Genomic DNA, 25,631 nt, shown 5'->3' with positions numbered 1-25,631 from the left:
GTCTACCAGGCGCGGCTGCGCTCCCGCTTCGGCCGCGCCTGGCGCCGCAAGGCTCCGGTGGAGTCGCTGATGCCGCTGCGCCTGGCCCGCTACGGGGTCCCGCTGGCGGAGACGGCCCCGGCGGGCCTGCTGGCGGCGGGCATCGAACCGGCGGTGCTGCCGGTGGTCACGCGGCAGCCGCAGCTCGTGGCGGCCGACGCGGCCGTGGACGGCCCCGCGGGCGCCCGGGCCGGCGCCGGGGCGCCGATCCCGCGGCAGGCGGGGGCTCCCGGCCGGCAGCGCCCCGAGCCGCCGGTGGACGAGCAGAGCCCCTGGTTCCAGTCCCAGCGCGAGATCGAGTACCACGGCGGCTACGACCCCGCCTACGAACCGCCCCCCGAGGCGATGTACGAGCCCGAGGAGCAGTACGAGGACTGGTACGAGGAGCAGGTTCCGGAGCGGTTCCAGCAGCCCTCCCCGGAGGAGACCGGCAGCTTCCCGATCCCGGTGACCGCCCACCGCACCCGCGAGCTCGGCGAGGGCGGCGGCACTCCGGAGCCGGAGCCGACCGAGGAGGACTTCTACCTGGTCTTCCGCAAGTCGATCGACGGCAGCTACCCGACCGCCGCCCAGTTCAAGGACGACGTCGAGGCGACCTTCGGCATGGCGCTGCCGAAGGGCGAGGCGGAACGGATGGTCAACCGCTTCGCCAACCGCCACACCGCGGAACTCCAGGAGGACCACATCGCCTGAGGGCGTGCGTCCGGACGGGGACGGCAGGACACAGGCGACGCGACAGACGAAAAGGGGCCCTCCGTGGTGGAGGGCCCCTTTTCGTCTGCCGTCTGCCGGTCCGCCTACTGCCCGAGCAGCTTGCGCACCCGGTCCTGCCCGACCGCCAGCAGCAGCGTGGGCAGCCGGGGCCCGGTGTCCCGCCCCACCAGCAGGTGGTAGAGCAGGGCGAAGAAGGTCCGCTGGGCCGTCTTGATCTCCGGCGGCAGCTCCTTGGGCGTGGCGTCGGCGGCGAACCCGGCCTGCACCTTGGGCACGCCGTAGACCAGGTGGGTGAGCCCGTCCAGCGACCAGTGCTCGGCGAGCCCGTCGAGCAGCAGCCGCAGGGACTGCTGGGACGCCTCGTCGAGGGACTTCAGCAGCTCGGCGTCGGGCTCGTCGCGCACGATGGTCCGCTGGTCGGCGGAGACGTGGGTGTTGATCCACGCCTCGGCGCGGTCGTAGCGCGGCCGGGCCTCGTCCAGGGAGCCGAGCGGCTGCTCCGGGTCCAGCTCGGAGAGGATGCGCAGGGCCTGGTCCTCGTGTCCGGCGGTGATGTCGGCGACGGACGCGAGCGTGCGGTACGGCAGCGGACGCGACGTCTTCGGCAGCTCACCGGCGGCGGTGCCGACGGCACGGGTGTACGCGGCCACGTCACCCGGCAGGGCGGAACCGTCGGCGACCTTGGCCGCGAGCTTGTCCCACTCGTCGTAGAGCCGCTGGATCTCCTGGTCGAAGGCGATCTTGAAGGACTGGTTGGGCCGCCGGCGCGCGTACAGCCACCGCAGGATCTGCGGCTCCATGATCGTGAGCGCGTCCGCGGGGGTGGGCACGCCACCGCGCGAGGACGACATCTTCGCCATGCCGGAGATTCCGACGAAGGCGTACATCGGGCCGATCGGCTGCTTGCCGCCGAAGATGCCGACGATCTGCCCGCCGACCTGGAACGACGACCCGGGCGAGGAGTGGTCGACCCCGCTCGGCTCGAAGATCACGCCCTCGTACGCCCACCGCATCGGCCAGTCGACCTTCCAGACCAGCTTGCCGCGGTTGAACTCGCTGAGCCGGACGGTCTCCGCGAAGCCGCACGCGGAGCAGGTGTACGCCAGCTCGGTGGTCTCGTCGTCGTACGAGGTGACCGTGGTCAGGTCCGTGCCGCAGCCGCCGCAGTACGGCTTGTACGGGAAGTACCCGGCGGAGCCGGAGCTGCCGTCGTCCTCGGCCGCGGCGCCGGAGCCCTCCTCGGCCTCCAGCTCGGCCTCGTCCACGGCCTTCTGCTGCTGCTTCTTCGGGGCCTTCTTCGTGCGGTACTGCGCGAGGATCGCGTCGATGTCGCCGCGGTGCCGCATGGCGTGCAGAACCTGCTCGCGGTAGACGCCCGAGGTGTACTGCTCGGTCTGGCTGATCCCGTCGAACTCGACGCCCAGTTCGGCCAGCGCCTGCACCATCACGGCCTTGAAGTGCTCGGCCCAGTTCGGGTACGCGGAGCCCTCGGGCGCCGGCACCGAGGTCAGCGGCTTGCCGATGTGCTCGGCCCAGGAGCCGTCGATGCCCGCGACACCGGCCGGGACCTTGCGGTACCGGTCGTAGTCGTCCCAGGAGATGAGGTGCCGGACCTGGTGGCCGCGGCGGCGGATCTCGTCGGCGACCAGGTGCGGGGTCATGACCTCGCGCAGGTTGCCGAGGTGGATGGGCCCGGACGGGGAGAGGCCGGACGCGACGACGACCGGTTTGCCCGGGGCCCGACGCTCCGACTCCTCGATGACCTCATCCGCGAAACGGGAGACCCAGTCGGTGGTCTCGGTGCTCTGAGCCACGATCGGCACGTCCTTCTTTCTGAACGGGGTGACACTCCATTCTCACAGACGGGCTTGCGCCCGCGAAAACGGCTTTACCCGCCGTGGGATACTGACCGGGTCTATCCACCCCACGAGGAGAACGGCACCCATTCCTATGGCCTCGGTCACGTCCCTCAGCGATTCCGTCCAGCAGCACCTCGCGTCCGCCCTCTCGGCCACCCTGCCGGAGGCCGTCGGCGCGGACCCGCTGCTGCGACGAAGCGACCGGGCCGACTTCCAGGCCAACGGCATCCTGGCGCTGGCCAAGAAGGCGAAGGCCAACCCCAGGGAGCTGGCGACCCAGGTCGTCTCCCAGGTGGTGGCGGGTGACGTGATCAAGGACGTCGAGGTCTCCGGCCCCGGCTTCCTCAACATCACGATCGCGGACAGGGCGATCACCGAGAACCTCGCCGCGCGGTACGCGGACGAGACCGGCCGCCTCGGCGTGCCGTACGCCGGGCACCCCGGCACGACGGTGATCGACTACGCGCAGCCGAACGTGGCCAAGGAGATGCACGTCGGCCACCTGCGGTCGGCGGTGATCGGCGACGCGGTGGTGCAGCTGCTGGAGTTCACCGGCGAGAACGTGGTGCGCCGCCACCACATCGGCGACTGGGGCACCCAGTTCGGCATGCTCATCCAGTACCTGGACGAGCACCCGCACGAGCTGGACCACAAGGACGCCCGGGTGACCGGCGAGGAGGCGATGTCGAACCTCGACCGCCTCTACAAGGCCGCGCGGGGGAAGTTCGACTCCGACGAGGAGTTCAAGACGCGCGCCCGCCGCCGGGTGGTGGACCTCCAGGCCGGCGACCCGCAGACGCTCGCCATGTGGCAGAAGTTCGTGGACGAGTCGAAGATCTACTTCTTCTCCGTCTTCGAGAAGCTGGACATGGAGATCCAGGACCCCGACATCGTCGGCGAGTCCGGTTACAACGACATGCTGGCCGACACCTGCCGGATGCTGGAGGAGTCGGGTGTCGCCGTCCGCTCCGAGGGCGCGCTGTGCGTGTTCTTCGAGGACGTCAAGGGCCCCGACGGCAAGCCGGTGCCGCTGATCGTGCAGAAGTCGGACGGCGGTTACGGCTACGCGGCCACCGACCTGTCCGCGATCCGCGACCGCGTCTTCAACCTGAAGGCGAGCACGCTGCTGTACGTGGTGGACGCCCGGCAGGCCCTGCACTTCAAGATGGTCTTCGAGACCGCCCGCCGGGCCGGCTGGCTGAACGACGACGTCAAGGCGCACCAGCTGGCCTTCGGCACGGTTCTCGGCAAGGACGGCAAGCCGTTCAAGACGCGTGCCGGTGAGACGGTCAAGCTCCAGGACCTGCTGGACGAGGCCGTCGAGCGGGCCACCGCCGTCGTCCGCGAGAAGGCCGAGAAGGTCGGTCTGACGGAGCGGGAGATCACCGAGAACGGCCGCTACGTCGGTATCGGCGCGGTGAAGTACGCGGACCTGTCGACCTCCGCGGTCCGGGACTACAAGTTCGACCTGGACCAGATGGTCTCGCTGAACGGCGACACGTCCGTCTACCTCCAGTACGCGTACGCCCGCGTCCAGTCCATCCTGCGCAAGGCGGGCGAGGCCCGCCCGGCCGCCCACCCGGAGCTGGAGCTGGCCCCCGCGGAGCGCGCTCTCGGCCTGCACCTGGACCGGTTCGCGGAGACGGTCCTGGAGGTCGCGGCGGACTACGAGCCGCACAAGCTGGCCGCGTACCTGTACCAGCTGGCGTCGCTGCTCACGACCTTCTACGACCAGTGCCCGGTCCTGAAGGCCGACACCGCGGAGCAGGTGGCGAACCGCCTCTTCCTGGTCGACCTCACCGCCCGCACCCTGCACCGGGGCATGGCCCTGCTCGGCATCAGGACCCCCGAGAAGCTCTGACACGCGGCCTCCGGGGGGCCGTGGAGCACCACCACGGCCGCCCGGGATGCCGTCGCGGAGGCGCCAACGGCGTTGTCAGTGGGGGCGTTTACAGTCGGCGGCATGGCGACTCTTCCCAATCCGCTGCCCCGGCTGGCCACCGACCCCAGCGGGCGCTCCCTGGGGCTGCAACTGCCGCCCGGCAGGCTGTTCGACCTGGCCCAGGACGGGCCGTGGCACGAACCGCTGCTGTGGTACGCGCAGAAGCCGGCCGCGCCGGGGACCTGGAAGGCCCTCGGCGCCCCGGCGTCCCGCATCGGTCTGCTGCCGGTGCTCGTCGACCTGAGCGATTCCTCGGGCAGCCTCCAGGACTGGGTGTTCCTGCCCGGCGAGACGTCCTACCCGGGCGACCACGACGCCGAGGACGTCCTCGCGGAGTACTGGGAGGAGGAGGCGGCCTACGACGAAGCCGCCGAGGACCTCGCCCCGTTCGGGCGGCAGTGGCCCGGCCTCGCACCGGCCGGCGCCCTCTCCGCCGACCCGGACACCCGCGCCGCGCAGGTCGCCGACGCGCTGAAGAGCGGCCGGGACGCCGAGATCGAGGAGGCGCACCTCGCCCTGGTCCCCGCGCGCCGGTCCGCCGACATCCCGGCGGCCGTCGGCTGGACCGGCCCGGTCAACTACGAGGCGGACGTGGCGCGTGTCTGCGCGGTGCTGCGTTCCTGGGAGGACCGGTTCGGCATACGGGTCGTGGCCCTCGGCCCGGACACCCTGATCGTCTCCGTCGCCGCTCCGCCGACCACCCGGGAGGCCGCCGAGGCCGTGGCGGCGGAGCACTTCGCGTTCTGCCCGGACACCGCTCTGGAGGACGGGCCGGACCCGCTGCGCGCCTACGCCAAGGACCTCGTCGGCAGCCACACCTGGACCTTCTGGTGGGACTGACGCCCGCCCGCGCCCTCAGCCGCTGAGGCCCCGGCCCAGCCTGCGCAGCCCCTCCGCGATCTCCTCCGGCGTCTGTGTGACGAAGCAGAGCCGGAGGGTGGAGCGGTCGGGTTCCCCGGCGTAGAAGGGGGCGCCGGGGACGTAGGCGACGTGCTGCTCCACCACCCGCGGCAGCAGCGCGACCGTGTCGTAGGCCTCCGGCAGGCGCGCCCAGAGGAACATGCCGCCCTCGGGCCGGCTCCACCGCGAGCCGGCCGGCAGGGCGCCGGGAAGGCCCGCCAGCATGGCGTCCCGGCGGGCGCCGTACACGGCCCGCACCCGCTCCACATGGGCGTCGAGCACGCCCAGGTAGCGGCAGGCGGCGAGCTGGTTGAGGGTGGGCGTGTGCAGGTCGGCCGCCTGCTTGGCGACCGCGCACGCCCGGCGCAGCCCGGCGGGGGCGCGCAGCCAGCCCAGGCGCAGGCCGGGGGCCATCACCTTGGAGAACGAACCGAGCAGGACGGTCCGGTCACCGGCGCCGGGGAACGACGCGATCCAGGGCACGCGCGCGCCGTCGTAACGGAGTTCGCCGTAGGGGTCGTCCTCGACGATCCACACGCCCTGCCGGGCGGCCACGGCGGCGATCGCCTCACGGCGCGGCGCGGGCATCGTCCGGCCCGTGGGGTTCTGGAAGGTGGGGACGAGGTAGAGGAGCTTCGGGCGCTCGCGGCGGACGGCCTCCGCCAGGGCCCCGGGATCCACTCCGTCCTCGTCGCCGGGTACGGCCACCACCCGGGCGCCGGCCAGGCCGAAGACCTGAAGTGCCGCGAGATAGCAGGGGTCTTCGACCAGGACGGTGTCGCCGGGTTCGAGCAGCGCGGTCGCCAGCAGGGACAGGGCCTGCTGGGACCCGGTGGTGATCAGGAGGTCGTCGGGTGCGGTGGGCAGCCCCTGGGCGGTGATCCGGGAGGCCAGCGCGGCCCGGAGCGCCGGCTCGCCCTCGGTGGTGGAGTACTGCAGCGCCCGGGCCGGGGCCTCGGCCAGCACGTCCCGGAACGCGGCGGCTATGCCCTCCCGGTCGAAGAGTTCCGGTGCCGGGAGGCCGCCGGCGAAGTTGATGACCTCGGGGCGGGCGGTGACCGCGAGGATGTCCCGCACGGGCGAACCGCCCACACTGCGGGCGCGCTCGGCGAGCGGCGGGACGGGCGCGGTGGGCGGTGCCGGCTCGGTGACGGTCATGGCGCGGCTCTCCTCGGCTCGGTGGATCGTCTCCGTCCGGAGCATAGGGAGTTGCGTGTCGAATACACCGATAATTCCGGGATCCGGACACCGTTGTACGGCGGCGCTGGGCCGCCGTCTCCGCCGGTGGGTCAGCGCAGCTTCTGGGCCGCTTCGGTGGCCCAGTAGGTGAGGATGTTCCGCGCCCCGGCCCGCTTGATACCGGTCAGGGTCTCGAAGATGGCGCGGTCGCGGTCGATCCAGCCCTTCTCGGCGGCGGCCTCGATCATCGAGTACTCACCGGAGATCTGGTAGGCGGCGACCGGCACGTCCACGGCGTCCGCGACCCGGGCGACGATGTCCAGGTACGGTCCGGCCGGCTTGACCATCACCATGTCGGCGCCCTCGGCGAGGTCGAGCTCCAGCTCCCGCAGGGACTCCCGCCAGTTGGCCGGGTCCTGCTGGTAGGTCTTGCGGTCGCCCTGGAGCGAGGAGCCGACGGCCTCGCGGAAGGGGCCGTAGAAGGCGGAGGAGTACTTGGCGGTGTAGGCGAGGATCGCCACGTCCTCGCGGCCGATCTGGTCGAGCGCGTCGCGGACGACGCCGATCTGGCCGTCCATCATCCCGCTGGGGCCCACGACATGGGCTCCGGCGTCGGCCTGCACCTGGGCCATCTCGGCGTACCGCTCCAGGGTGGCGTCGTTGTCGACCCGGCCCTCGGCGTCCAGCACCCCGCAGTGCCCGTGGTCGGTGAACTCGTCCAGGCACAGGTCCGACATGACGAGCAGGTCGTCGCCGACCTCGGCCCGCACGTCGCGCAGCGCGACCTGGAGGATCCCGTCCGGGTCGGTGCCGACGGTGCCCTGGCCGTCCTTCTTGGACTCCTCCGGCACGCCGAACAGCATGATCCCGGAGACCCCGGCCTCGACGGCCTCCAGCGCGGCCTTCTTCAGGCTGTCCCGGGTGTGCTGCACGACACCGGGCATCGCCGAGATGGGCACCGGCTCGGAGACGCCCTCCCGGACGAACGCCGGGAGGATGAAGTCGGCGGGGTGCAGTCGCGTCTCGGCGACCATCCGCCGCATGACGGGCGAGGTCCGCAGCCGCCGGGGACGCGTACCGGGAAAGGGTCCGTACTTCGTCATGCCTTCTACGCTACGCCCGCGCGGGGCGCGCCTTTGCCGACGCGGCGTCGGCGCACGGCCGTCGCGGGGCGGCTCACCACAGCCGGGCGCCGGCCCCGCCGAGCCGGGCGTGCCAGGCGCGCATCCGCGCCCCGGCACCGGCGTTGAGGACCTGGTCGACCGCTCCCCCGGCCTCGGGCGACGAGGCCCCGAAGGCGCTCACCGCGGCCCGCTGCCCGGGACTCGGCACCGGAGACATGCCACCGCCCCGCCCGACCAGGGCGTACCGCCTCCCGCGGACGGTGATCAGCAGGGTCCCGAGCCGGGTGAGCCGGCCCTCGACCTCCCGGGGATCGCCCTGGACGACGACCTGCCCGTCCCGGTCCTCGGCCCGCAGCTCACCGGGGGACAGGCTCAGCACCACGGGCACGCAGCGCGCCCCGTTCCACAGGCTCCGCCGCCAGTAGACGATCTCCGCGTACACGGCGTACTCGCTCATGCGCCCGATCATGGCATGCACACAACCCGCCCCGGGAGGCGCCGGGGGCGGACGGCGAAAGGCGGGACGCGTCCTCACGACACGTCCCGCCTCCTCATCGCCTCAGGGCGTCACGGCCGCCCGGCGCTCACGTCGTCGACCGGCGCCTGCGCGCTCCCGGCCGTCGCTCGCTGGGCCGGGTGACGGGGTCGCCCGCCTCCAGCGCGGCCGCCCGGCGCTTCCTGCCGAAGTCCGCCAGCGCCTCCGCCAGTTTGTGCACCGACGGCTCGGGAGCCATCACGTCGACCCGCAGGCCGTGCTCCTCGGCGGTCTTGGCGGTGGCCGGGCCGATGCAGGCGATCACCGTCACGTTGTGCGGCTTGCCCGCGATGCCGACCAGGTTCCGGACCGTGGACGAGGACGTGAAGAGGACCGCGTCGAAGCCGCCGCCCTTGATCGCCTCGCGGGTGTCCGCCGGCGGCGGCGACGCGCGGACCGTCCGGTAGGCGGTCACGTCGTCGACCTCCCAGCCCAGCTCGATCAGGCCGGCCACCAGGGTCTCGGTGGCGATGTCGGCACGCGGCAGGAAGACACGGTCGATCGGGTCGAACACCGGGTCGTACGGCGGCCAGTCCTCCAGCAGACCCGCGGCGGACTGCTCCCCGCTCGGCACCAGGTCCGGCTTCACGCCGAAGGCGATCAGCGCCTTCGCCGTCTGCTCACCGACCGCAGCCACCTTGATACCCGCAAAAGCCCGAGCGTCAAGGCCGTACTCCTCGAACTTCTCCCGGACCGCCTTCACCGCGTTGACCGACGTGAAGGCGATCCACTCGTAGCGCCCCGTGACCAGGCCCTTGACCGCCCGCTCCATCTGCTGGGGGGTGCGCGGCGGCTCCACCGCGATCGTCGGGACCTCGTGCGGAACGGCGCCGTAGGACCGCAGCTGGTCGGAGAGCGACGCCGCCTGCTCCTTCGTGCGCGGCACGAGCACCTTCCAGCCGAACAGCGGCTTGGACTCGAACCACGACAGCTGGTCGCGCTGGGCGGCGGCGGAACGCTCGCCGACCACGGCTATCACCGGCCGGCCGCCGTCCGGCGACGGCAGCACCTTCGCCTGCTTCAGCGTCTGCGCGATCGTGCCGAGCGTCGCCGTCCAGGTGCGCTGGCGGGTCGTCGTACCGGCGACCGTGACCGTCAGCGGGGTGTCCGGCTTGCGGCCCGCCGAGACCAGCTCGCCGGCCGCGGCGGCCACCGCGTCCAGCGTCGTCGAGACGACCACCGTGCCGTCCGAGGCACCCACCTCCGTCCAGCAGCGGTCGGAGGCGGTACGGGCGTCCACGAACCGGACGTCCGCGCCCTGCGCGTCGCGCAGCGGCACACCGGCGTACGCGGGCACGCCGACCGCCGCCGCCACGCCGGGCACGACCTCGAAGGGCACACCGGCGGCGACGCAGGCGAGCATTTCCTCGGCCGCGTACGTATCAAGTCCCGGGTCCCCGGACACCGCACGGACGACCCGCCTGCCGCCCCGCGCGGCCTCCATGACAAGATGAGCGGCATCCCGGGCAGGGGCCGGGGCAGCGGCGGCGGTTGACGTGCCGTCAACGACCGTGAGCTGCGGCGTGCCCGTGCCCGGCGGCGAGACCGAGGAGGGGTCGGCGTCCGTCCTCACGACGGAGACGCCCTGCCGGGCGTGCGTCCGGATGACGTCGAGCACCTCGTGCTCGGCGACCAGGACGTCCGCGTTCGACAGCGCCTCCACGGCGCGCAGAGTCAGCAGTCCCGGATCCCCGGGTCCGGCACCGAGGAAGGTGACGTGCCCGTGTTCGAGGCCGGCGGGAAGGGTGGTGGGGCTCACTGCGCTCGCTCCCCCATCAGACCGGCCGCGCCCTGGGCGAGCATCTCGGTGGCGAGTTCGCGACCGAGTGCCATCGCCTGCTCGTGCGTCTGGGGCACGGGACCGGTGGTGGACAGCTGCACCGTGCGGGTGCCGTCGGTCGTGCCGACGACGCCGCGCAGGCGCATTTCCTTGACAATCTGCCCGTCGCTCAGAAGGTCGGCCAGTGCGCCCACAGGGGCGCTGCATCCGGCCTCCAGGGCGGCGAGCAGGGACCGTTCGGCGGTCACGGCGACCCGGGTGAACGGGTCGTCGAGCTCGCCGAGCGCCGCGATCAGGTCCGCGTTGTCCGCGGCACACTCGATCGCCAGTGCCCCCTGGCCGGGGGCGGGCAAAACCGTGTCGACCGACAGGAAGTCGGTCACCTCGTCGATCCGGCCTATCCGGTTCAGTCCGGCGGCGGCCAGCACGACCGCGTCCAGTTCGCCGTCGCGGACGTACCGGATGCGCGTGTCCACGTTGCCGCGGATCGCGACCGTCTCGATGTCCAGCGCGTGGGCGCGGGCGTACGCGTTCAGCTGCGCCATCCGGCGCGGCGAACCCGTGCCGACGCGGGCGCCCCGCGGCAGGTCGGTGAACTTGAGCGCGTCCCGGGCGACGATCACGTCCCGCGGGTCCTCGCGCAGCGGCACGGCGGCCAGGGCGAGTTCCTCGGGCTGCGTGGTCGGGAGGTCCTTGAGCGAATGAACCGCGAAGTCGACCTCGCCCCTGAGCAGCGCGTCACGCAGCGCCGTGACGAAGACGCCCGTGCCGCCGATCTGCGCCAGCGCCTCGCGGGAGACATCGCCGTACGTGGTGATCTCGACCAGCTCGACGGGCCGGCCGGTCACCCGGCGGACGGCCTCCGCCACCTGCCCGGACTGGGCCATGGCGAGCTTGCTGCGCCTGGTCCCCAGTCTCAGTGCCTTGTCAGTCATGCCGGTCGGTCCTTCTTGTCTGTGCTGTCCACGGCCCGGGAGACGGAGGCGACCGTCTCGGGGTCGAGGTCGAACAAGGTGCGCAGCGCGTCCGCGTACCCGGCGCCGCCGGGCTCGGCCGCGAGCTGCTTGATCCGTACGGTCGGCGCGTGCAGCAGTTTGTCGACGACGCGGTGCACGGCCTGCCGGATCTCCCCGCGCTGGCGTTCGTCCAGGTCGGGCAGGCGGCCGTCGAGCCGTGCGATCTCACCGGCGACGACGTCGGCGGCCATGGTGCGCAGTGCGACCACGGTCGGCGTGATGTGCGCCGCCCGCTGGGCCGCCCCGAAGGCCGCGACCTCGTCGGAGACGATACGCCGGACCTGGTCCACGTCGGTCGCCATCGGCGCGTCCGCGGACGCCTCGGCCAGCGACTCGATGTCCACCAGGCGCACCCCGGCCAGCCGGTGCACGGCCGCGTCGATGTCGCGGGGCATGGCCAGGTCGAGGAGGAAGAAGGAGGGCGCCGGACGCGGGATCCCCGCGGCCGGTTCGGGCTTGCGGCGCTCGGGGATGCGGCCGACGGTGGCCGCGGTCGCGGCGAGCGCGGTGATCAGCTCGGCGTCCGCCTCGGGCGTACGGCGTTCCCGGCGGTCGACGGTGCCGCCGGCGACCCAGGCCGCGTGCTGCTCCAGGGTGGCCGCGTCCATACCGGCCACGGCCGCCTCGCCCATGACGGAGAAACCGGGCTGCGCGGCGGCCAGGTCCAGCGGGCAGTTCTCGTCGGCGCCGGCGGCCAGCGGGGCCTTGCCGTGCGTGGGCGCGGGGGCCCTGTCGGCGAGCTCGGCGGCGGGCCGCCCGGTGCGGCCCTCGACCGCCTGGGCGACCGCTTCCGCGCTGAGCACCAGGCCGGTCGCACCGGTGCAGGAGACGACGACGTCGGCACGTGTCAGCTCACCCGGCACCGCGTCCATGGTCACCGCACGGGCGGCCACGGCGGTGTCGTCGCCCTCGGTGAGGATCTGGGCGAGCCGCTCGGCGCGCTCGACGGTGCGGTTGGCGACGACGATCTCGGCGACCCCGGCCCGCGCGAGCGTGGCCGCGGCCAGCGACGACATCGAGCCGGCACCGATGACCAGCGCCTTCTTGCCCTCGGCCCAGACACCGACGTCCGTGCCGACGGCCAGCTGCTCCAGGCCGAAGGTGACCAGGGACTGCCCGGCGCGGTCGATCCCGGTCTCGGAGTGGGCGCGCTTGCCGACCCGCAGGCCCTGCTGGAACAGGTCGTTCAGCAGCCGTCCCGCGGTGTGCAGGTCCTGCGCCCGGGCCAGGGAGTCCTTGATCTGGCCGAGGATCTGCCCCTCGCCGACGACCATCGAGTCCAGCCCGCAGGCCACCGAGAACAGATGGTGGGCGGCCCGGTCCTCGTAGTGGACGTAGAGGTAGGGGGTGAGCTCCTCCAGGCCGACGCCGCTGTGCTGCGCGAGCAGGGTGGACAGTTCGGCGACACCGGCGTGGAACTTGTCCACGTCGGCGTAGAGCTCGATGCGGTTGCAGGTGGCGAGCACCGCGGCCTCGGTGGCGGGCTCGGCGGCGACCGTGTCCTGCAGCAGCTTGGTCTGGGCGTCCGCGGCCAGCGCGGCCCGCTCCAGCACGCTGACCGGGGCACTGCGGTGGCTGAGTCCGACGACGAGAAGGCTCATGCCGGCATCACGGCGGGTACGTCCCCGTCGGGTCCCTGGTCGGTGGAGTCGTCGGCGGCCGTGCCGCGGGGAGCGGCGGCGGGCAGGGCGCCGGTTCCGGCCGCGGTCTCCTCGCCGGCCTTGCGCTGCTCGTGGAACGCGAGGATCTGCAGCTCGATGGAGAGGTCGACCTTGCGCACGTCGACCCCGTCCGGGACGGACAGCACGGTCGGCGCGAAGTTCAGGATGGAGGTGACCCCGGCGGCCACGAGCCGGTCGCAGACCGGCTGGGCGGCACCGGCGGGGGTGGCGATGACGCCGATGGACACCCCGTTGTCCTTGATGATCTTTTCCAGCTCGTCCGTGTGCTGGACCGGGATGCCGGCGACGGGCTTCCCGGCCATGGCCGGGTCGGCGTCGATCAGCGCGGCCACCCGGAAGCCGCGGGAGGCGAACCCGCCGTAATTGGCCAGCGCGGCGCCGAGGTTACCGATACCGACGATCACGACCGGCCAGTCCTGGGTCAGGCCGAGCTCGCGGGAGATCTGGTAGACGAGGTACTCCACGTCGTAGCCGACACCGCGCGTTCCGTAGGAACCCAGGTAGGAGAAGTCCTTGCGCAGCTTGGCGGAGTTGACCCCCGCCGCCGCGGCCAGTTCCTCGGAGGAGACCGTGGGTACCGAGCGCTCGGACAGTGCCGTCAGGGCTCGGAGGTACAGCGGAAGCCTGGCGACGGTGGCCTCGGGAATCCCTCGGCTACGGGTCGCCGGTCGGTGTGTTCGGCCAGTTGCCACGGTGCTCCTGCGGGTAGAGCGGGGCTGTGGGCGGTCATACGTCCCCGGACCGCCCCGTCGACAGCAGGCTATGTCTTTGTGAACGCGTGCACAAAGATGGTGTCCGATTTGCCCGGCAGAAGTGACCGGGGTCACGCGACTTCCGCACCCTTGGCGGGAACCGGCGTATACACACCGAGGTTCCTTCGTTACTGGGGGCAAAACCGGACACTCTCCTCACGAATCCCGCCCCCGAGACCAAACCGCCAACGATCCTAAGCGACTTTTCGGGGATTTGTACTACTCGGTCAGTGCCCGGCGCAGTCGCTCCTCGTTCACGCGCCAGAAGGTGTGCTGTTCACCATCGATCAGTACGACCGGAATCTGCTCCCAGTACCGGTCGTGCAGCTCCCGGTCCTCGGTGATGTCCCGCTGCTCCCAGGACACGCCGAGTTCTCCGCAGACCTTGTCGAGCACGAGTTCGGCGTCGTCGCACAGATGGCAGCCGGGCTTGCGGATGAGGGTGACCAGCCGCTCACGGGGCTCGGCCTTGCGTCGGAAGAGGGGACTCATACCGGCCATTCTCGCGCGCCGGGCACCGCCGTACCGGTCGTCTTCGGGCAGTTCTTTAACGGCCCGGTCGCGGAGAGTTCACACCCTTCCAACCTCTCGACTCCGGAAGCACCGAACAGACTGGCTATGCTCACGACATGGCCGCTCTCGGATGGCTCACTCCCCGTAGGCGCTCCGCCACGGCGCGGAGCGTGTTGGCAGGCGAGGCCTCGGCGGAGGCTGCCCGCAAGTCCTCGCAGGAGGCGCCGCAGACCCCGCAGGCCGCCGAGGTGGAACCCGAGTTCCCGGTGATCGGCGACGACAGGGCGGCCGCCTTCTTCGACCTCGACAACACCGTGATGCAGGGTGCCGCGCTGTTCCACTTCGGCCGCGGCCTGTACAAGCGGAAGTTCTTCGAGACACGCGACCTGGCCCGGTTCGCCTGGCAGCAGGCCTGGTTCCGGCTCGCCGGTGTCGAGGACCCGGAGCACATGCAGGACGCCCGCGACTCGGCGCTGTCCATCGTCAAGGGCCACCGCGTCGTCGAGCTCCAGACGATCGGCGAGGAGATCTACGACGAGTACATGGCCGACCGCATCTGGCCGGGCACCCGCGCCCTCGCCCAGGCCCACCTGGACGCGGGCCAGAAGGTGTGGCTCGTCACGGCGGCCCCGGTGGAGATCGCCCAGGTCATCGCCCGCCGTCTCGGCCTGACCGGCGCGCTCGGCACGGTCGCGGAGTCCGTCGACGGCGTCTACACCGGCAAGCTGGTCGGCGAGCCGCTGCACGGTCCCGCGAAGGCCGAGGCAGTCCGCGCGCTGGCCTCGGCGGAGGGACTCGACCTCTCCCGCTGCGCGGCCTACAGCGACAGCCACAACGACATCCCCATGCTGTGCCTGGTCGGCCACCCCTACGCGATCAATCCGGACGCCAAGCTGCGCCGGCACGCGCGCGAACAGGACTGGCGCCTGCGCGACTACCGGACGGGCCGCAAGGCGGCCAAGGTCGGCATCCCCGCGGCGGCCGGCGTCGGCGCGGTCGCCGGCGGCACGGCGGCGGCGATCGCCCTGAGCCGACGGCGCCGGTAGCGGCCGCACCGCCGCTCTCGCTCCACACTCCCTCAGTTTCCGTGCCGCGCGCCCGAATTATGCCGCGGCCATTTCAAGACGCCCTGGACTTCGCCGAAACTCGCCACTTTCCGTTCAAAAATCGATCACTCTACGGTCCTTGATGGGGCGTCAATCGGTAACAGAAGCGACGCAATCGATGATTTGAGCAACTCGGTGTAGCAGTGCCTGCACGAAGCGTTATTCTCCTCAGACGCAAACGAGACCCCATTCGTCGCTACGACGGGTGAACGGTCCCGCACTGCACGTGATGGAAGCTCTGCCTCTGGGAGTCCCGTGTACCCACACGTCGGGGTTGACGCCTCGGGCCTGGCTACGCTGCGCGCAACGGTCGCAATGGTCAAAGAGACGATGCGCGGCTTTGTCCCGACCGCGTACGCCGTCCCCGCCTTCGCCGCCGCCGCGCCCGCCGGCCCGTGCTACGCACTGGCCGAGAGCGGCGCCGCGGTCGGCAGACGAGGGCGCCCCAGCGGCGCCGCCACCGCCCGCCGCCCGGCCGCGGACAGCGACAGCGCCCGGATGATGGACCTCGTCGAGCGCGCCCAGGCGGGCGAGGCCGAGGCCTTCGGCCGGCTGTACGACCAGTACAGCGACACGGTGTACCGGTACATCTACTACCGCGTGGGCGGCCGGGCGACCGCCGAGGACCTCACGAGCGAGACCTTTCTGCGGGCGCTCAGGAGGATCGGCACCTTCACCTGGCAGGGCCGGGACTTCGGGGCGTGGCTGGTGACGATCGCGCGCAACCTCGTCGCCGACCACTTCAAGTCCAGCCGCTTCCGCCTCGAGGTCACGACCGGCGAGATGCTGGACGCCAACGAGGTGGAGCGCTCCCCGGAGGACTCGGTCCTGGAGTCCCTGTCCAACGCCGCCCTGCTGGAAGCCGTGCGCCGGCTGAACCCGCAGCAGCAGGAGTGCGTGACCCTGCGGTTCCTCCAGGGCCTCTCGGTCGCCGAGACGGCCCGGGTCATGGGCAAGAACGAGGGTGCCATCAAGACCCTCCAGTACCGTGCCGTACGGACGCTCGCCCGGCTGCTGCCGGACGACGCACGCTGAAGCCCGCGCCCCACACCACTCAGGGCGACGGGCAACTCACTCTCCGTGAAAGCTCGTTGCCTTTCCGAGCCGATCATCCGGCGTCCGTAACCCAAGTGCCGCGCCAGTCGTTGTGCGGGATACAGGCTCCCTGTGGTCACGTCCTGGCCGACCCTGATCGCTCGATCGTGTGGAAGTGGTCGTGGGCGTGCAACCCTCAGGACCCCCTGGGGAGTCGACCGTCATGACGAGAGGAGGTGCCGCCAGTGATCGCGAATGTATCGGCGCACCGGCGGGCGAACGCCTTCGCCCAGGCCCTGGAGGAGCAGTCCGACCGGGACACGGCGGCCGAGCAGTCCGCAGCACCGGCGGGTTCCCCGCCGACCGCCGGGGAACCGGCCGAACAGGGCACATTGCTGGCCCTGGCGGCGGGTCTCGGCGGGCTGCCCAAGCCGCAGCTCGACCCCGAGGTCAAGGTCGTCCAGCGCGCCCAACTGGTGGCCGCGATGGAGGCCATGCTCCAGGAGGGAACCGGGGCGGCGGATGCGTCGGTACCGGACCAGCGCTCCCATAGGGCCCGGGGCGCACACCGGGCGAGCCCGCTGGGCAAACTTCGCCCGCGTTCCAGGCTGACCAAGGGGCTCGCCGCGGGCGGGCTCAGCGTCGGCGTGGCCGCCGGGGCTTTCGGCGGGGTCGCCGCCGCCAGCTCCGACGCCCTGCCCGGCGACTCGCTGTACGGCCTGAAACGCGGGATCGAGGACTTCAAGCTCAACTATCTGACCGACGGTGACGACCAGCGCGGCCAGACCTACCTCGACCAGGCCTCCACCCGGCTCAACGAGGCCCGCCGGCTGCTGGACCGCGGCCGTGGCGGTCACCTCGACCACGAGTCCATCGGGGAGATCCGCCGCACCCTGTCCGGCATGCAGCACGACGTGGCCGAGGGCCACCGCCTGCTGCACGCCGCCTACCAGGCCGACCCCGATTCGCTGGGTCCCATCCAGGCGCTCTCCACCTTCTCGCGGTCCCACCGTGAGGCGTGGAGCACGCTCAGCGACAAGCTGCCCATGCAGCTCGGGGACGTCAAACAGCAGGTGTCGTCGGTCTTCGACGCCATAGACGAGGAGGTCGCCCCGCTGCAGTCCCTGCTGCCCCAGCAGCCGGCCCAACCCGGGGACGGCAAGCGGCAGGGGGGCTCCGGCCCGGCGTCCACCGGCTCCTCCGACACCCACCGGTCGACCGCGCCCAGTTCCTCGGGCGACACCCCGTCCCCGGGCAGGCACGCGAGCCCGGGCAGCCCGAGCGGCTCGGCCACGGGCAGCAGCGGCGACGGTCTGATCGGGGGCGACACGGGCGGTCTGCTCGACCCGCCGAAGATCGGCGGCGACAACAGCTCCCCGTCCGCCGGCAAGACCCCGTCGGGTCAGCCGGACATCACCATCCCGCCGCTCTTCCCGGATCTGCTCCCCGGCCTCGGCATCGACAGCGAGGACGCGGAGTAGCCGTAGCGGCCGAAGCGAAGGGGGCGCCCCACCCGAGCGGGGCGCCCCCTTCGCCGTAGAGCCCTGTCGTCGTACGGTCTGCCGTCGTACAGGTCGGTCAGAAGAAGACCGACCTGCGCTGCACCAGCAGCTTGTACAGCGTGTGCTGGATCTGCTCGCGTACCTGGTCGGTCAGGTTGAACATCAGCATCGGGTCCTCGGCGGCCTCCGGCGGATAGCCGTCCGTCGGGATCGGTTCGCCGAACTGGATCGTCCACTTGGTGGGCAGCGGGATCGCGCCCAGCGGGCCCAGCCACGGGAAGGTCGGCGTCAGCGGGAAGTACGGGAAGCCCAGCAGCCGGGCGAGCGTCTTCGCGTTGCCGATCATCGGGTAGATCTCCTCCGCCCCGACGATCGAGCAGGGGATGATCGGCGCGCCCTGCCGCAGCGCCGTGGAGACGAATCCGCCCCGGCCGAACCGCTGCAGCTTGTACCGCTCGCCGAACGGCTTCCCGATGCCCTTGAAGCCCTCCGGCATCACCCCGACCAACTCGCCCTGTTCCAGCAGCCGCTCGGCGTCCTCGGAACAGGCCAGCGTGTGCCCCAGCTTGCGGGCCAGCTCGTTGACCACCGGCAGCACGAACACCAGGTCGGCCGCGAGGAGCCGCAGATGCCGGCCGGCCGGGTGGTGGTCGTGCACGGCGACCTGCATCATCAGGCCGTCCAACGGCAGCGTCCCCGAGTGGTTGGCGACGATCAGCGCCCCGCCCTCCGCCGGGATGTTCTCGACGCCCTTCACCTCGACCCGGAAGTACTTCTCGTACAACGGCCGCAGCAGCGACATCAGGACCTGGTCGGTCAGCTCCTCGTCGTACCCGAAGTCGTCGACCTCGTACTCCCCGGTCAGCCGGCGCCGCAGGAAGGCCAGTCCGGCCGCCACACGCCGCTCCAGCCCACCGTCGTGCCCATCCGCCTCCGCCGGTTCCGGCGACTCCTCCTCGGGGCGCACAGCGCCGTCCTCCCGGGTCTGCGCCCGGCCGGGCAGGGGCTGCACCTCACCGAGCTCCCCGGCCTCCCCCACCCCGCGCACCACGGCGCTCTCGCCCTTGCGCCGGCTCCCCGTGCTCCGGCGCCGCGCCGGCCGCTGCGCGGCGCTCCCGCGGGACCGGTCGTCGTCGAACGGAATGACCTTGGCGTCCGCCATCGTTGCTGCGCTCCTCAATTGGCGCTGTGCGTCGTGGGCCGGCCGCCGGTCTGGGCGGCCAGCGCGGCGATCCGGTCGACGGCCCCCGAGAGGGCCTCCGGCGGCAGCAGCCCGGGGCCCTGGCTCCGTGCGAACTCCGCGAACGTCTCCGCCGTCGTGTACCTGGGCGTGAAACCCAGCGTCTCGCGCATCTGCACCGTGTCCACCACCCGCCCGTGGGTGAGCAGCCGGATCTGCTCGGGTGAGAAGTCCGTCATACCCAGCGTACGGACCAGGGAGCCGGCCCAGGTGACCGCGGGCAGCAGCAGCGGCACGGTGGGCCGGCCCAGCCGCCGGGAGCACTGCGAGAGCAGCAGCACACCGTCCCCGGCGATGTTGAAGGTGCCGCTGTTGAGGGTGCCCCGGCGCGGCTCGTGCGAGGCGATCCGCAGCACCTCGATGACGTCGTCCTCGTGCACGAACTGCAGCCGCGGGTCGTAGCCGAGCACGGTCGGCAGGACCGGCAGCGCGAAGTACGAGGCGAGCGGGGTGTCCGCGGCCGGGCCGAGGATGTTCGCGAACCGCAGCACGCACACGGCCACGTCCGGCCGCCGCCGCGCGAACCCGCGCACGTACCCCTCGACCTCGACGGCGTCCTTGGCGAAGCCGCCGCTGGGCAGTGACTTGGGCGGGGTCGTCTCCGTGAACACGGCCGGGTCGCGCGGCGCCGATCCGTAGACGTTCGTACTGGACTTCACCACCAGGCGCTTCACGGTCGGCGACTTCTGGCAGGCGCCGAGCAGCTGCATGGTGCCGATGACGTTGGTCTCCTTGACCGTGGCCCGGTTGCCCCCGCCCAGGGCCGTGCCCGTGACGTCCATGTGCACGACCGTGTCGGCGCCGGTCTCGGCGAGCACCCGGGCGATGGTCGGCTTACGGATGTCGGCCTGGACGAAGTCGGCCCCGCCCAGATGGTGCGCCGGCGGCACCGCGTCCACGGCGATCACCCGGTCGACCTCCGGGTCCCGCTGGATCCGCCGCACGAACCGGCCGCCCAGCTGCCGGGCCACTCCGGTGACGAGCACGACCTTCGCCAAGATCAGCGCCTTCCTTCTCCGCGTTGCCCCAGTTCCGCGTTCCCCGTGTGCGGCCAACTTAGCGGTTCGATGTTGCGCTGTGATGACCCCCCGATGCACGAGGTGACCGAAACTCCCCCCATCGGAACATGCCGGGGGCCCCGCCCCCGTACCTGCGGACATGACTGTGGCCTCCCACCAGCACGGGTGGGAGGCCACAGGTGTACGCCCTCGCGGCGTCGCCTACTTCTTGTTGCGACGCTGAACGCGCGTGCGCTTGAGCAGCTTGCGGTGCTTCTTCTTGGCCATCCGCTTGCGCCGCTTCTTGATAACAGAGCCCACGACTACCCTCGCTCACTTCTCATCACTCGGTTGTTTGGGCGCCATGGGCCCACACGACCTACGAGGGCCTAGCCTACCCAACCGAGCGCTGAGGTCGTAATCGAGGGGTGTTCCGGTCTCCCGGGGACACCGTCAGGCCGTTTCCACCCCCACGTAGCTGTCGCGGAGGTACTCGTGTACCGCTTGCTCCGGGACACGGAACGACCGCCCGACCCGGATCGCGGGCAGATGACCGCTGTGCACCAACCGGTACACGGTCATCTTCGACACTCGCATCACCGTGGCGACCTCCGCCACGGTCAGGAACTGAACCTCGTTCAGAGGCCTCTCGCCAGCTGCAGCCATGACACACCTGAACCTTCCGCACTCGACGGCCACCGGCTTCCCCTTCCGGTGACTCTTCGTCGTTGCGTGCTCACTCCCCAATGTAGGGGCGGGTGATGCGAGTGGGGAAGAGGTGCACCCGTCGCCGGCCTACTGTGACAGACACGCTCGTTTGAGCACGTAGCGGGTGAGCGGGAGGTAGTGCTCCGAGCGCACGCCGTCGTCAACCGGAACGACGACCGACACGGATCCCTCGGCCTCTCCCACGAACGGCGCCGGATCATCGGTGTCGGCCGGCCCGATCGCCTCGAACCCCAGCTGACCTGCACCGCAGAGCCACCCGTGATCCCCCACCACGAGCTCGGGCAACGGCCCCCCGCGCTCCGCCGCGGCCTCGAGCACGACCCGAACCGGGAGCGGCGAATGACTGTGGACGCCCGGCTCACCACCGGGGCGCTCGGCCTCCGGTTCCCGCACCAGGGCAACACCACGTAGGTAGTCGACGCGGTACGTACGTAGACCGAACCGGGTCAATATGTCGACACAGCGACCCTGCGCAGGGGTGAGCACCTCACACCCCGCCGCCGAGAGCGCGTCCGCAAGGCCGGCGTAGAAACCGAGCAGCCGCTGTGGGTGCCCGGTGCCGAAGAGCACGGGCGCACCCCGCCGGGCGACCTCGCCGATCCGCTCCGCGAAGGCGTCCAGCGCGGCCAGCGTGCGCTCCGGATCGATCACGTCGGGGCCGGCCGTGTGCCGGGGATCGGCCGAAACCCCGCACTTCTCCGCCATCAACGCGAGCAAGTCCGGCTGTTCCCACGGCCATTCCGGGTCGATCCCGATCAACAGCCGCGGATCCCTGGCCGCGAACAGCCGGTAACTGCGCAGGCTGTCCTCACGCGAGGTCCCCACGACCCCGGCCAGCCCGGCGGCCAGCAGGTGCGCGCGGAGGTCGGCAGGGGGCGACACGGGTGCGATGGTGGCCCATCGGCCCGGCGGCGGGCAGCGGAACGGCGAGAAGACCGCACGGTCGGCCTAACGCCTCCCGCCTCACCCCTGCCACGGAGCGCCGCGCTAGGGCAGCAGCCCCCGCAGCGGGAAAGCCGCCCGGCGCGTCGCCAGCACGGCCTGGTCCAGGCGGTCGGCGGGGTCGTACCCCTCGTCCCAGGCGGCCCAACTCACCGGCCACCGGCCGTCGGTCATCCGGTACGGTCCCGGCTGCCGGGTCCGGGCGTAGACCTGCTGCCGCCACGCGTCGGGAATCATCGTCTCCGGAGCGACGGGCCGCCCCGCGGCGATCGCCACGAGATGCGTCCAGGACCGCGGCACGACCTCGACCACCGCGTAACCGCCGCCCCCGAGCGCCACCCACTTGCCCCCGGCGTGCTCGTGCGCCAGCTCGTGACACGCCACCTGCACCGCCCGCTGCGCGTCCAGTGACACCGCGAGATGCGCCAGCGGGTCCTCGAAGTGCGTGTCGGCACCGTGCTGCGAGACCAGCACCTGCGGCCGGAACTCCGCCAGCAGTTCGGGCACCACCGCGTGGAACGCCCGCAGCCACCCCGCGTCCCCGGTGCCCGCCGGCAGCGCCACGTTCACCGCGGCACCCTCCCCGTCCCCGGCGCCGGTCTCCTGCGGCCACCCGGTCTGCGGGAACAACGTACGGGGATGCTCGTGCAGCGAGATCGTCAGCACCCGCGGGTCCTCCCAGAACGCCGCCTGGACCCCGTCGCCGTGATGCACGTCGACGTCCACGTAGGCGACGCGCTCGGCGCCCAGCTCCAGCAGCCGGGCGATCGCCAGCGAGGCGTCGTTGTAGACGCAGAAACCCGACGCGCCCCCGGGCATCGCGTGGTGCAGCCCGCCCGCGAAGTTCACGGCGTGGTCGGCGTCCCCCCGCCACACCGCCTCCGCGGCCCCCACCGACTGGCCGGCGATCAGCGCGGACACCTCGTGCATCCCGGCGAACGCGGGGTCGTCGACCGTGCCGAGCCCGTAGGCTCCGTCGGCACCCGCGGGATCGGCGGACGCGGCCTTCACGGCGTCGATGTAGTCCTCCCGGTGGACCAGCCGCAGCGTCGACTCGCCGGCCGGCTTCGCCGCCACGACCTCCATCTCCCGGTCGAGCCCGAAGGCGCCCACCAGTTTCCGGGTCAGCTCCAGCCGGACCGGGTCCATCGGATGGTCCCTGCCGAAGTCATAGCCCGTTACTGCCTCGTCCCACATCAGCTGTGCGCGGCCGCTCATGACCGCCACCGTATCGGTCCGGTTGAGCGGCGAACGACCTGGCGTACACCAACGTCACCAGCACCAACACCATCGGCACCAGCATGGCCCCGCGATAGCTCCAGGTGTCGCCGAGGGTCCCGACCAACGGCGAACCGATCAGGAAACCGACGTAGTTGAAGATGTTCAGCCGGGCGATCGCCGTGTCCGAAGCCCCCGGGAACATCCGCCCCGCCGCCGCGAACGTCTGCGGCACGAGCACACACAGCCCCAGACCCAGCAGGGTGAAACCGAGCATCCCGATCCACGCCCCGGGCGCCACGGCCACCACCGCGAACCCGCCGGCCGCGACCAGCGTGCCCAGCCGCACGACGGTCACGGCCCCGAGCCGCCGCACCCCGTAGTCCCCGACGGCCCGGCCGACGAGCGTGGTGATCATGTAGACGTTGTACGGCACCGTCGCCAGTTGCTCCGAGCTGCCCAGCACGTCCTTCAGGTACTTCGCGCTCCAGTTGGAGACCGTCGAGTCCCCGATGTACGCGAAGGTCATCACCAGGCACAGCGGGAGCAGCAGCTTGAACACCACACCGCCGCCGGCCCGGTCGTCCGCCACGGGCGCCGGCTCCCCGTCGACGTACCACCTGCTCCCCACCAGTGCCGCCGGCAGCAGCACCGCCACCACCGGCAGGTACGACACCCAGAGCGCGAGGTGCCAGTGCGCCCCGGCCCAGGCCAGCGAGGCGCCCACGATCCCGCCCAGACTGTAGGCGGCATGGAAGCTGAGCATGATGCTGCGCCCGTACGTCCGCTGCAGACTGACGCCGAGCATGTTCATGGAGGCGTCCAGCGCGCCCACCGCGAGCCCGAACACGCCGAGCGCCACCGCGAGCGCGGCCACCTGCCCCTGCCCGCCGGCCCCCACCCCGAGCAGCGCCAGCAGCACCACCGGCTGGGACCAGCGCAGCAACCGGCTGGGCCGGACCCGCTTCACCAGCTGCTCGGTGGTCACACTGCCGACACCGGCGAGGATCGGTACGGCGGCCAGGAAGGCCGGGAGCAGGGCATCGGAAACGCCGTACCGGTCCTGGACGGCCGGGATGCGGGTCACGAGCAGGGCGAAGGCGGCGCCCTGGGCGAAGAAGCTGAACGCCAGCGAGGCCCTACCGCGCCGCAGCACATCAGTCATGGCGGCGAGCGTAGGGCCCCGGGCTACCTGTGGGTAGATCAAGCCAAAGATGAATTTCCCTCAGCTTTACCGAGCGCCGAGTCAGGCGGCGACGGCGACCTCGGGCTGCGCCCGGTCGGCGCCGGCCTCCACCTCGGCGGCCAGCATCCCCTCCATCGGCGCGACGGCCAGGCCGCCGCTGACGACCATCGCGACCGCGACCGTGCCGATCACGACGACCGTCCCGAGCCACACCATGGTGTCCACCGGGACGGTGTAGGCCCCCACGACCCGCGCCACGCACTCGGCGAACAGCGCCACGCCCCAGACGACGGAGAAGACGCTCTCCTTCCGCCGGAAGGCGGCGGAGGCGGTCGCCCTCCCGGTCATCAGCCGCTCCCAGGCGGCCTCCTTCGCCGTGTCGCCCTTGATGAGGAAGGGCTTCATACCGGCGGTCATCATCGGCTTGCCGAGCCGTACGGAGACCAGGATGCCGATGGCGACCGTGCTGCTGATCCCGCTGTCCTTGGCGAGCATCAGCCGGGGATCGCCGGAGACGAAACTCAGCAGCAGCGAGACGACGTTCACGACGAGGATGAGGCCCGCGAGCCCGTTGGTCCTGCGTTCCCTGACCAGGCTCCACCCGGTCCGCAGCGCCGGCACGACGCTGCTCCAGGCGAGCGCCGCGAAGACGCTCATCCCGAAGGCCCCTTTGAGGAGGTAGTACGAGCCGAGCGGCACCGCCACGTCGACGAGCAACGGCTTGAAGTTGTCGAGCACGCTCGGGTTGCGCTTCCGCTGCTCGCTCCGGCCCTGGGCCCCCGTGTTCTTCGTCATGCGTTCAGCTTCGCCGACCCTGGGGGGCCGGCTGTAGAAACGATCGTCCGGAGGTCCGCATGACAAATGTCAGGAGCGGACCGGTGGCCCGCGTCATACCAGCAGGTCAGCCAATTCGCCCATGTCGGTGAAGGGTTGGTTCGCCTGCGCCAGCCTGTTCGCCGGCGTCATCGCGGTGAAGCCGTACACGTCCATCCCGGCCGCCACGGCCGCCTGGACGCCGAGGGGGGAGTCCTCCACCACCAGGCATCTCTCGGGTGCGACTCCCATGCGCCGGGCCGCGTACAGGAAGAGGTCGGGCTCCGGTTTGCCCCGCCCGACATCCTGCGAGCTGAAGACGCGGTCCTCGGTGAACCACCGGTCGAGCCCGGTCGTCCGATGCCCCACCCTGATCCGTTCGTGGCTCCCGGAGGAGCCCACGCAGTACGGCACCCCGTCGGCGGCCAGTTTCTCCAGCACGCCTCCGACGCCGGCCACGGGCTGCAACTCCCGCTCGAAGGCCGCGAAGACGCGCGCGTGGAAGACGTCGTCGAAGTCGTCCGGCAGCCGCTGCCCGGTCCGCTCCAGGACGAGCTCGTGGATCCGGTGCATCGCCGACCCCATGTAGTCCCGTATCGACTCCTCGTACGACGTCGGGTGCCCCAGCTCGGTCAGATACGTGGCGAGCAGCCGATTGGAGATCGGCTCGCTGTCGACGAGGACGCCGTCGTTGTCGAAGATGATGAGGTCGTAGCGCATACGTCGACCCTAAACGCAGAAAACCCCCGCATCCGTGGATGCGGGGGTTTTCCCAAAGATTGTTCGGCGGCGTCCTACTCTCCCACAGGGTCCCCCCTGCAGTACCA

Annotated in this window: 23 protein-coding genes and 1 pseudogene; 6 read left to right on the top strand and 18 right to left on the bottom strand. The window is 71.6% G+C overall.

Annotated features, from left to right (window positions below):
- Positions 1–732: pseudogene (locus ACF08B_RS40525) on the top strand (hypothetical protein); the annotation flags it as partial.
- A 104-nt stretch (positions 733–836) separates the two neighbouring features.
- Here the strand turns inward: ACF08B_RS40525 and lysS are convergent.
- The gene (gene lysS, locus ACF08B_RS40520; RefSeq protein ID WP_392322049.1) at positions 837–2,576 is read right to left on the bottom strand and encodes a lysine--tRNA ligase; all 1,740 of its coding nucleotides are present in this window, start codon (positions 2,574–2,576) and stop codon (positions 837–839) included.
- Positions 2,577–2,703: 127 nt separating this feature from the next.
- Between lysS and argS the strand changes: the two genes are divergently transcribed.
- Positions 2,704–4,473, top strand: a complete 1,770-nt coding sequence (gene argS / locus ACF08B_RS40515) for an arginine--tRNA ligase (protein WP_392322048.1) — start codon at positions 2,704–2,706, stop codon at positions 4,471–4,473.
- A 102-nt stretch (positions 4,474–4,575) separates the two neighbouring features.
- Positions 4,576–5,394 (top strand): DUF4253 domain-containing protein, encoded by an 819-nt coding sequence (locus ACF08B_RS40510; protein WP_392322047.1) that lies wholly within the window; start codon positions 4,576–4,578, stop codon positions 5,392–5,394.
- Positions 5,395–5,409: 15 nt separating this feature from the next.
- On the opposite strand, the gene ACF08B_RS40505 is transcribed toward ACF08B_RS40510, so the two are convergent.
- The 8 genes from ACF08B_RS40505 to ACF08B_RS40470 all read right to left on the bottom strand — a co-directional run bounded on the left by ACF08B_RS40505 (position 5,410) and on the right by ACF08B_RS40470 (position 14,023).
- Entirely contained in the window at positions 5,410–6,612 is a 1,203-nt protein-coding gene (locus ACF08B_RS40505; protein WP_392322046.1) for a PLP-dependent aminotransferase family protein, read from the bottom strand.
- A 131-nt stretch (positions 6,613–6,743) separates the two neighbouring features.
- Positions 6,744–7,736: a porphobilinogen synthase gene (gene hemB, locus ACF08B_RS40500; RefSeq protein WP_392322045.1), complete on the bottom strand. Its 993-nt coding sequence runs from the start codon at positions 7,734–7,736 to the stop codon at positions 6,744–6,746.
- A gap of 73 nt (positions 7,737–7,809) precedes the next feature.
- Positions 7,810–8,214: a hypothetical protein gene (locus ACF08B_RS40495; RefSeq protein WP_392322044.1), complete on the bottom strand. Its 405-nt coding sequence runs from the start codon at positions 8,212–8,214 to the stop codon at positions 7,810–7,812.
- A 127-nt stretch (positions 8,215–8,341) separates the two neighbouring features.
- On the bottom strand, positions 8,342–10,051 hold the full coding sequence (locus ACF08B_RS40490; RefSeq protein WP_093476750.1) for a bifunctional uroporphyrinogen-III C-methyltransferase/uroporphyrinogen-III synthase: 1,710 nt from the start codon (positions 10,049–10,051) through the stop codon (positions 8,342–8,344).
- Positions 10,048–11,007 carry a hydroxymethylbilane synthase gene (gene hemC, locus ACF08B_RS40485; protein WP_093476748.1) on the bottom strand — a complete coding sequence of 320 codons (960 nt, stop codon included), beginning with the start codon at positions 11,005–11,007 and terminating at the stop codon, positions 10,048–10,050. Before hemC ends, ACF08B_RS40490 begins: the two co-directional genes overlap by 4 nt.
- On the bottom strand, positions 11,004–12,689 hold the full coding sequence (locus ACF08B_RS40480; protein WP_392322043.1) for a glutamyl-tRNA reductase: 1,686 nt from the start codon (positions 12,687–12,689) through the stop codon (positions 11,004–11,006). The genes hemC and ACF08B_RS40480 overlap by 4 nt, the downstream gene beginning before the upstream one ends.
- Complete coding sequence (locus ACF08B_RS40475; RefSeq protein ID WP_392322042.1) at positions 12,686–13,462, bottom strand: redox-sensing transcriptional repressor Rex; 777 nt, start codon at positions 13,460–13,462, stop codon at positions 12,686–12,688. The genes ACF08B_RS40480 and ACF08B_RS40475 overlap by 4 nt, the downstream gene beginning before the upstream one ends.
- Positions 13,463–13,741: 279 nt before the next feature.
- Positions 13,742–14,023 (bottom strand): glutaredoxin family protein, encoded by a 282-nt coding sequence (locus ACF08B_RS40470; RefSeq protein ID WP_093476744.1) that lies wholly within the window; start codon positions 14,021–14,023, stop codon positions 13,742–13,744.
- Between the two features lie 128 nt (positions 14,024–14,151).
- Between ACF08B_RS40470 and ACF08B_RS40465 the strand changes: the two genes are divergently transcribed.
- The 3 genes from ACF08B_RS40465 to ACF08B_RS40455 all read left to right on the top strand — a co-directional run bounded on the left by ACF08B_RS40465 (position 14,152) and on the right by ACF08B_RS40455 (position 17,657).
- A complete protein-coding gene (locus ACF08B_RS40465) occupies positions 14,152–15,081 on the top strand; it encodes an HAD family hydrolase (RefSeq protein WP_392322041.1) in 930 nt (309 codons plus the stop codon).
- A gap of 315 nt (positions 15,082–15,396) precedes the next feature.
- Complete coding sequence (locus tag ACF08B_RS40460) at positions 15,397–16,176, top strand: ECF subfamily RNA polymerase sigma factor, BldN family (protein WP_093696679.1); 780 nt, start codon at positions 15,397–15,399, stop codon at positions 16,174–16,176.
- A 245-nt stretch (positions 16,177–16,421) separates the two neighbouring features.
- On the top strand, positions 16,422–17,657 hold the full coding sequence (locus ACF08B_RS40455; protein ID WP_392322040.1) for a DUF5667 domain-containing protein: 1,236 nt from the start codon (positions 16,422–16,424) through the stop codon (positions 17,655–17,657).
- A 97-nt stretch (positions 17,658–17,754) separates the two neighbouring features.
- Here the strand turns inward: ACF08B_RS40455 and ACF08B_RS40450 are convergent, their stop codons facing one another.
- The 9 genes from ACF08B_RS40450 to ACF08B_RS40410 form a co-directional block, all read right to left on the bottom strand.
- Positions 17,755–18,840: a lysophospholipid acyltransferase family protein gene (locus ACF08B_RS40450; RefSeq protein ID WP_093476738.1), complete on the bottom strand. Its 1,086-nt coding sequence runs from the start codon at positions 18,838–18,840 to the stop codon at positions 17,755–17,757.
- Positions 18,841–18,854: 14 nt separating this feature from the next.
- Positions 18,855–19,916 carry an NAD-dependent epimerase/dehydratase family protein gene (locus ACF08B_RS40445; RefSeq protein ID WP_392322039.1) on the bottom strand — a complete coding sequence of 354 codons (1,062 nt, stop codon included), beginning with the start codon at positions 19,914–19,916 and terminating at the stop codon, positions 18,855–18,857.
- Positions 19,917–20,138: 222 nt separating this feature from the next.
- Positions 20,139–20,237, bottom strand: a complete 99-nt coding sequence (locus ACF08B_RS40440; RefSeq protein WP_003948845.1) for a 30S ribosomal protein bS22 — start codon at positions 20,235–20,237, stop codon at positions 20,139–20,141.
- A gap of 132 nt (positions 20,238–20,369) precedes the next feature.
- Positions 20,370–20,582: a helix-turn-helix domain-containing protein gene (locus ACF08B_RS40435; protein WP_046417307.1), complete on the bottom strand. Its 213-nt coding sequence runs from the start codon at positions 20,580–20,582 to the stop codon at positions 20,370–20,372.
- 129 nt (positions 20,583–20,711) lie between these two features.
- Complete coding sequence (locus ACF08B_RS40430) at positions 20,712–21,527, bottom strand: phosphatase (RefSeq protein ID WP_392322038.1); 816 nt, start codon at positions 21,525–21,527, stop codon at positions 20,712–20,714.
- Between the two features lie 105 nt (positions 21,528–21,632).
- On the bottom strand, positions 21,633–22,805 hold the full coding sequence (locus ACF08B_RS40425) for an acetoin utilization protein AcuC (protein WP_392322037.1): 1,173 nt from the start codon (positions 22,803–22,805) through the stop codon (positions 21,633–21,635).
- A complete protein-coding gene (locus ACF08B_RS40420; RefSeq protein ID WP_392322036.1) occupies positions 22,756–23,970 on the bottom strand; it encodes an MFS transporter in 1,215 nt (404 codons plus the stop codon). The genes ACF08B_RS40425 and ACF08B_RS40420 overlap by 50 nt, the downstream gene beginning before the upstream one ends.
- A gap of 81 nt (positions 23,971–24,051) precedes the next feature.
- Positions 24,052–24,786: a VC0807 family protein gene (locus ACF08B_RS40415; protein WP_392322035.1), complete on the bottom strand. Its 735-nt coding sequence runs from the start codon at positions 24,784–24,786 to the stop codon at positions 24,052–24,054.
- Between the two features lie 93 nt (positions 24,787–24,879).
- Positions 24,880–25,524, bottom strand: coding sequence for an HAD family hydrolase (locus ACF08B_RS40410; RefSeq protein ID WP_392322034.1), 645 nt, complete (start codon positions 25,522–25,524; stop codon positions 24,880–24,882).
- Positions 25,525–25,631: the final 107 nt, after the last annotated feature.

Source organism: Streptomyces sp. NPDC015139 (genome assembly GCF_043079785.1).
GTDB lineage: Bacteria > Actinomycetota > Actinomycetes > Streptomycetales > Streptomycetaceae > Streptomyces > Streptomyces albidocamelliae.
Note: the sequence above shows the minus strand (reverse complement) of the source record. Positions and strands in the feature narration are given on the sequence as shown.

Bases quoted from the DNA above. Each gene is read 5' to 3' on its own strand.
- ACF08B_RS40415 (WP_392322035.1), bottom strand. From the start codon at position 24,786: ATGACGAAGAACACGGGGGCCCAGGGCCGGAGCGAGCAGCGGAAGCGC.
- ACF08B_RS40465 (WP_392322041.1), top strand. From the start codon at position 14,152: ATGGCCGCTCTCGGATGGCTCACTCCCCGTAGGCGCTCCGCCACGGCG.
- hemB (WP_392322045.1), bottom strand. From the start codon at position 7,736: ATGACGAAGTACGGACCCTTTCCCGGTACGCGTCCCCGGCGGCTGCGG.
- ACF08B_RS40410 (WP_392322034.1), bottom strand. From the start codon at position 25,524: ATGCGCTACGACCTCATCATCTTCGACAACGACGGCGTCCTCGTCGAC.
- hemC (WP_093476748.1), bottom strand. From the start codon at position 11,007: ATGACTGACAAGGCACTGAGACTGGGGACCAGGCGCAGCAAGCTCGCC.
- ACF08B_RS40420 (WP_392322036.1), bottom strand. From the start codon at position 23,970: ATGACTGATGTGCTGCGGCGCGGTAGGGCCTCGCTGGCGTTCAGCTTC.
- argS (WP_392322048.1), top strand. From the start codon at position 2,704: ATGGCCTCGGTCACGTCCCTCAGCGATTCCGTCCAGCAGCACCTCGCG.
- ACF08B_RS40435 (WP_046417307.1), bottom strand. From the start codon at position 20,582: ATGGCTGCAGCTGGCGAGAGGCCTCTGAACGAGGTTCAGTTCCTGACC.
- ACF08B_RS40510 (WP_392322047.1), top strand. From the start codon at position 4,576: ATGGCGACTCTTCCCAATCCGCTGCCCCGGCTGGCCACCGACCCCAGC.
- ACF08B_RS40505 (WP_392322046.1), bottom strand. From the start codon at position 6,612: ATGACCGTCACCGAGCCGGCACCGCCCACCGCGCCCGTCCCGCCGCTC.
- ACF08B_RS40425 (WP_392322037.1), bottom strand. From the start codon at position 22,805: ATGAGCGGCCGCGCACAGCTGATGTGGGACGAGGCAGTAACGGGCTAT.
- ACF08B_RS40450 (WP_093476738.1), bottom strand. From the start codon at position 18,840: ATGGCGGACGCCAAGGTCATTCCGTTCGACGACGACCGGTCCCGCGGG.
- ACF08B_RS40480 (WP_392322043.1), bottom strand. From the start codon at position 12,689: ATGAGCCTTCTCGTCGTCGGACTCAGCCACCGCAGTGCCCCGGTCAGC.
- ACF08B_RS40495 (WP_392322044.1), bottom strand. From the start codon at position 8,214: ATGAGCGAGTACGCCGTGTACGCGGAGATCGTCTACTGGCGGCGGAGC.
- ACF08B_RS40470 (WP_093476744.1), bottom strand. From the start codon at position 14,023: ATGGCCGGTATGAGTCCCCTCTTCCGACGCAAGGCCGAGCCCCGTGAG.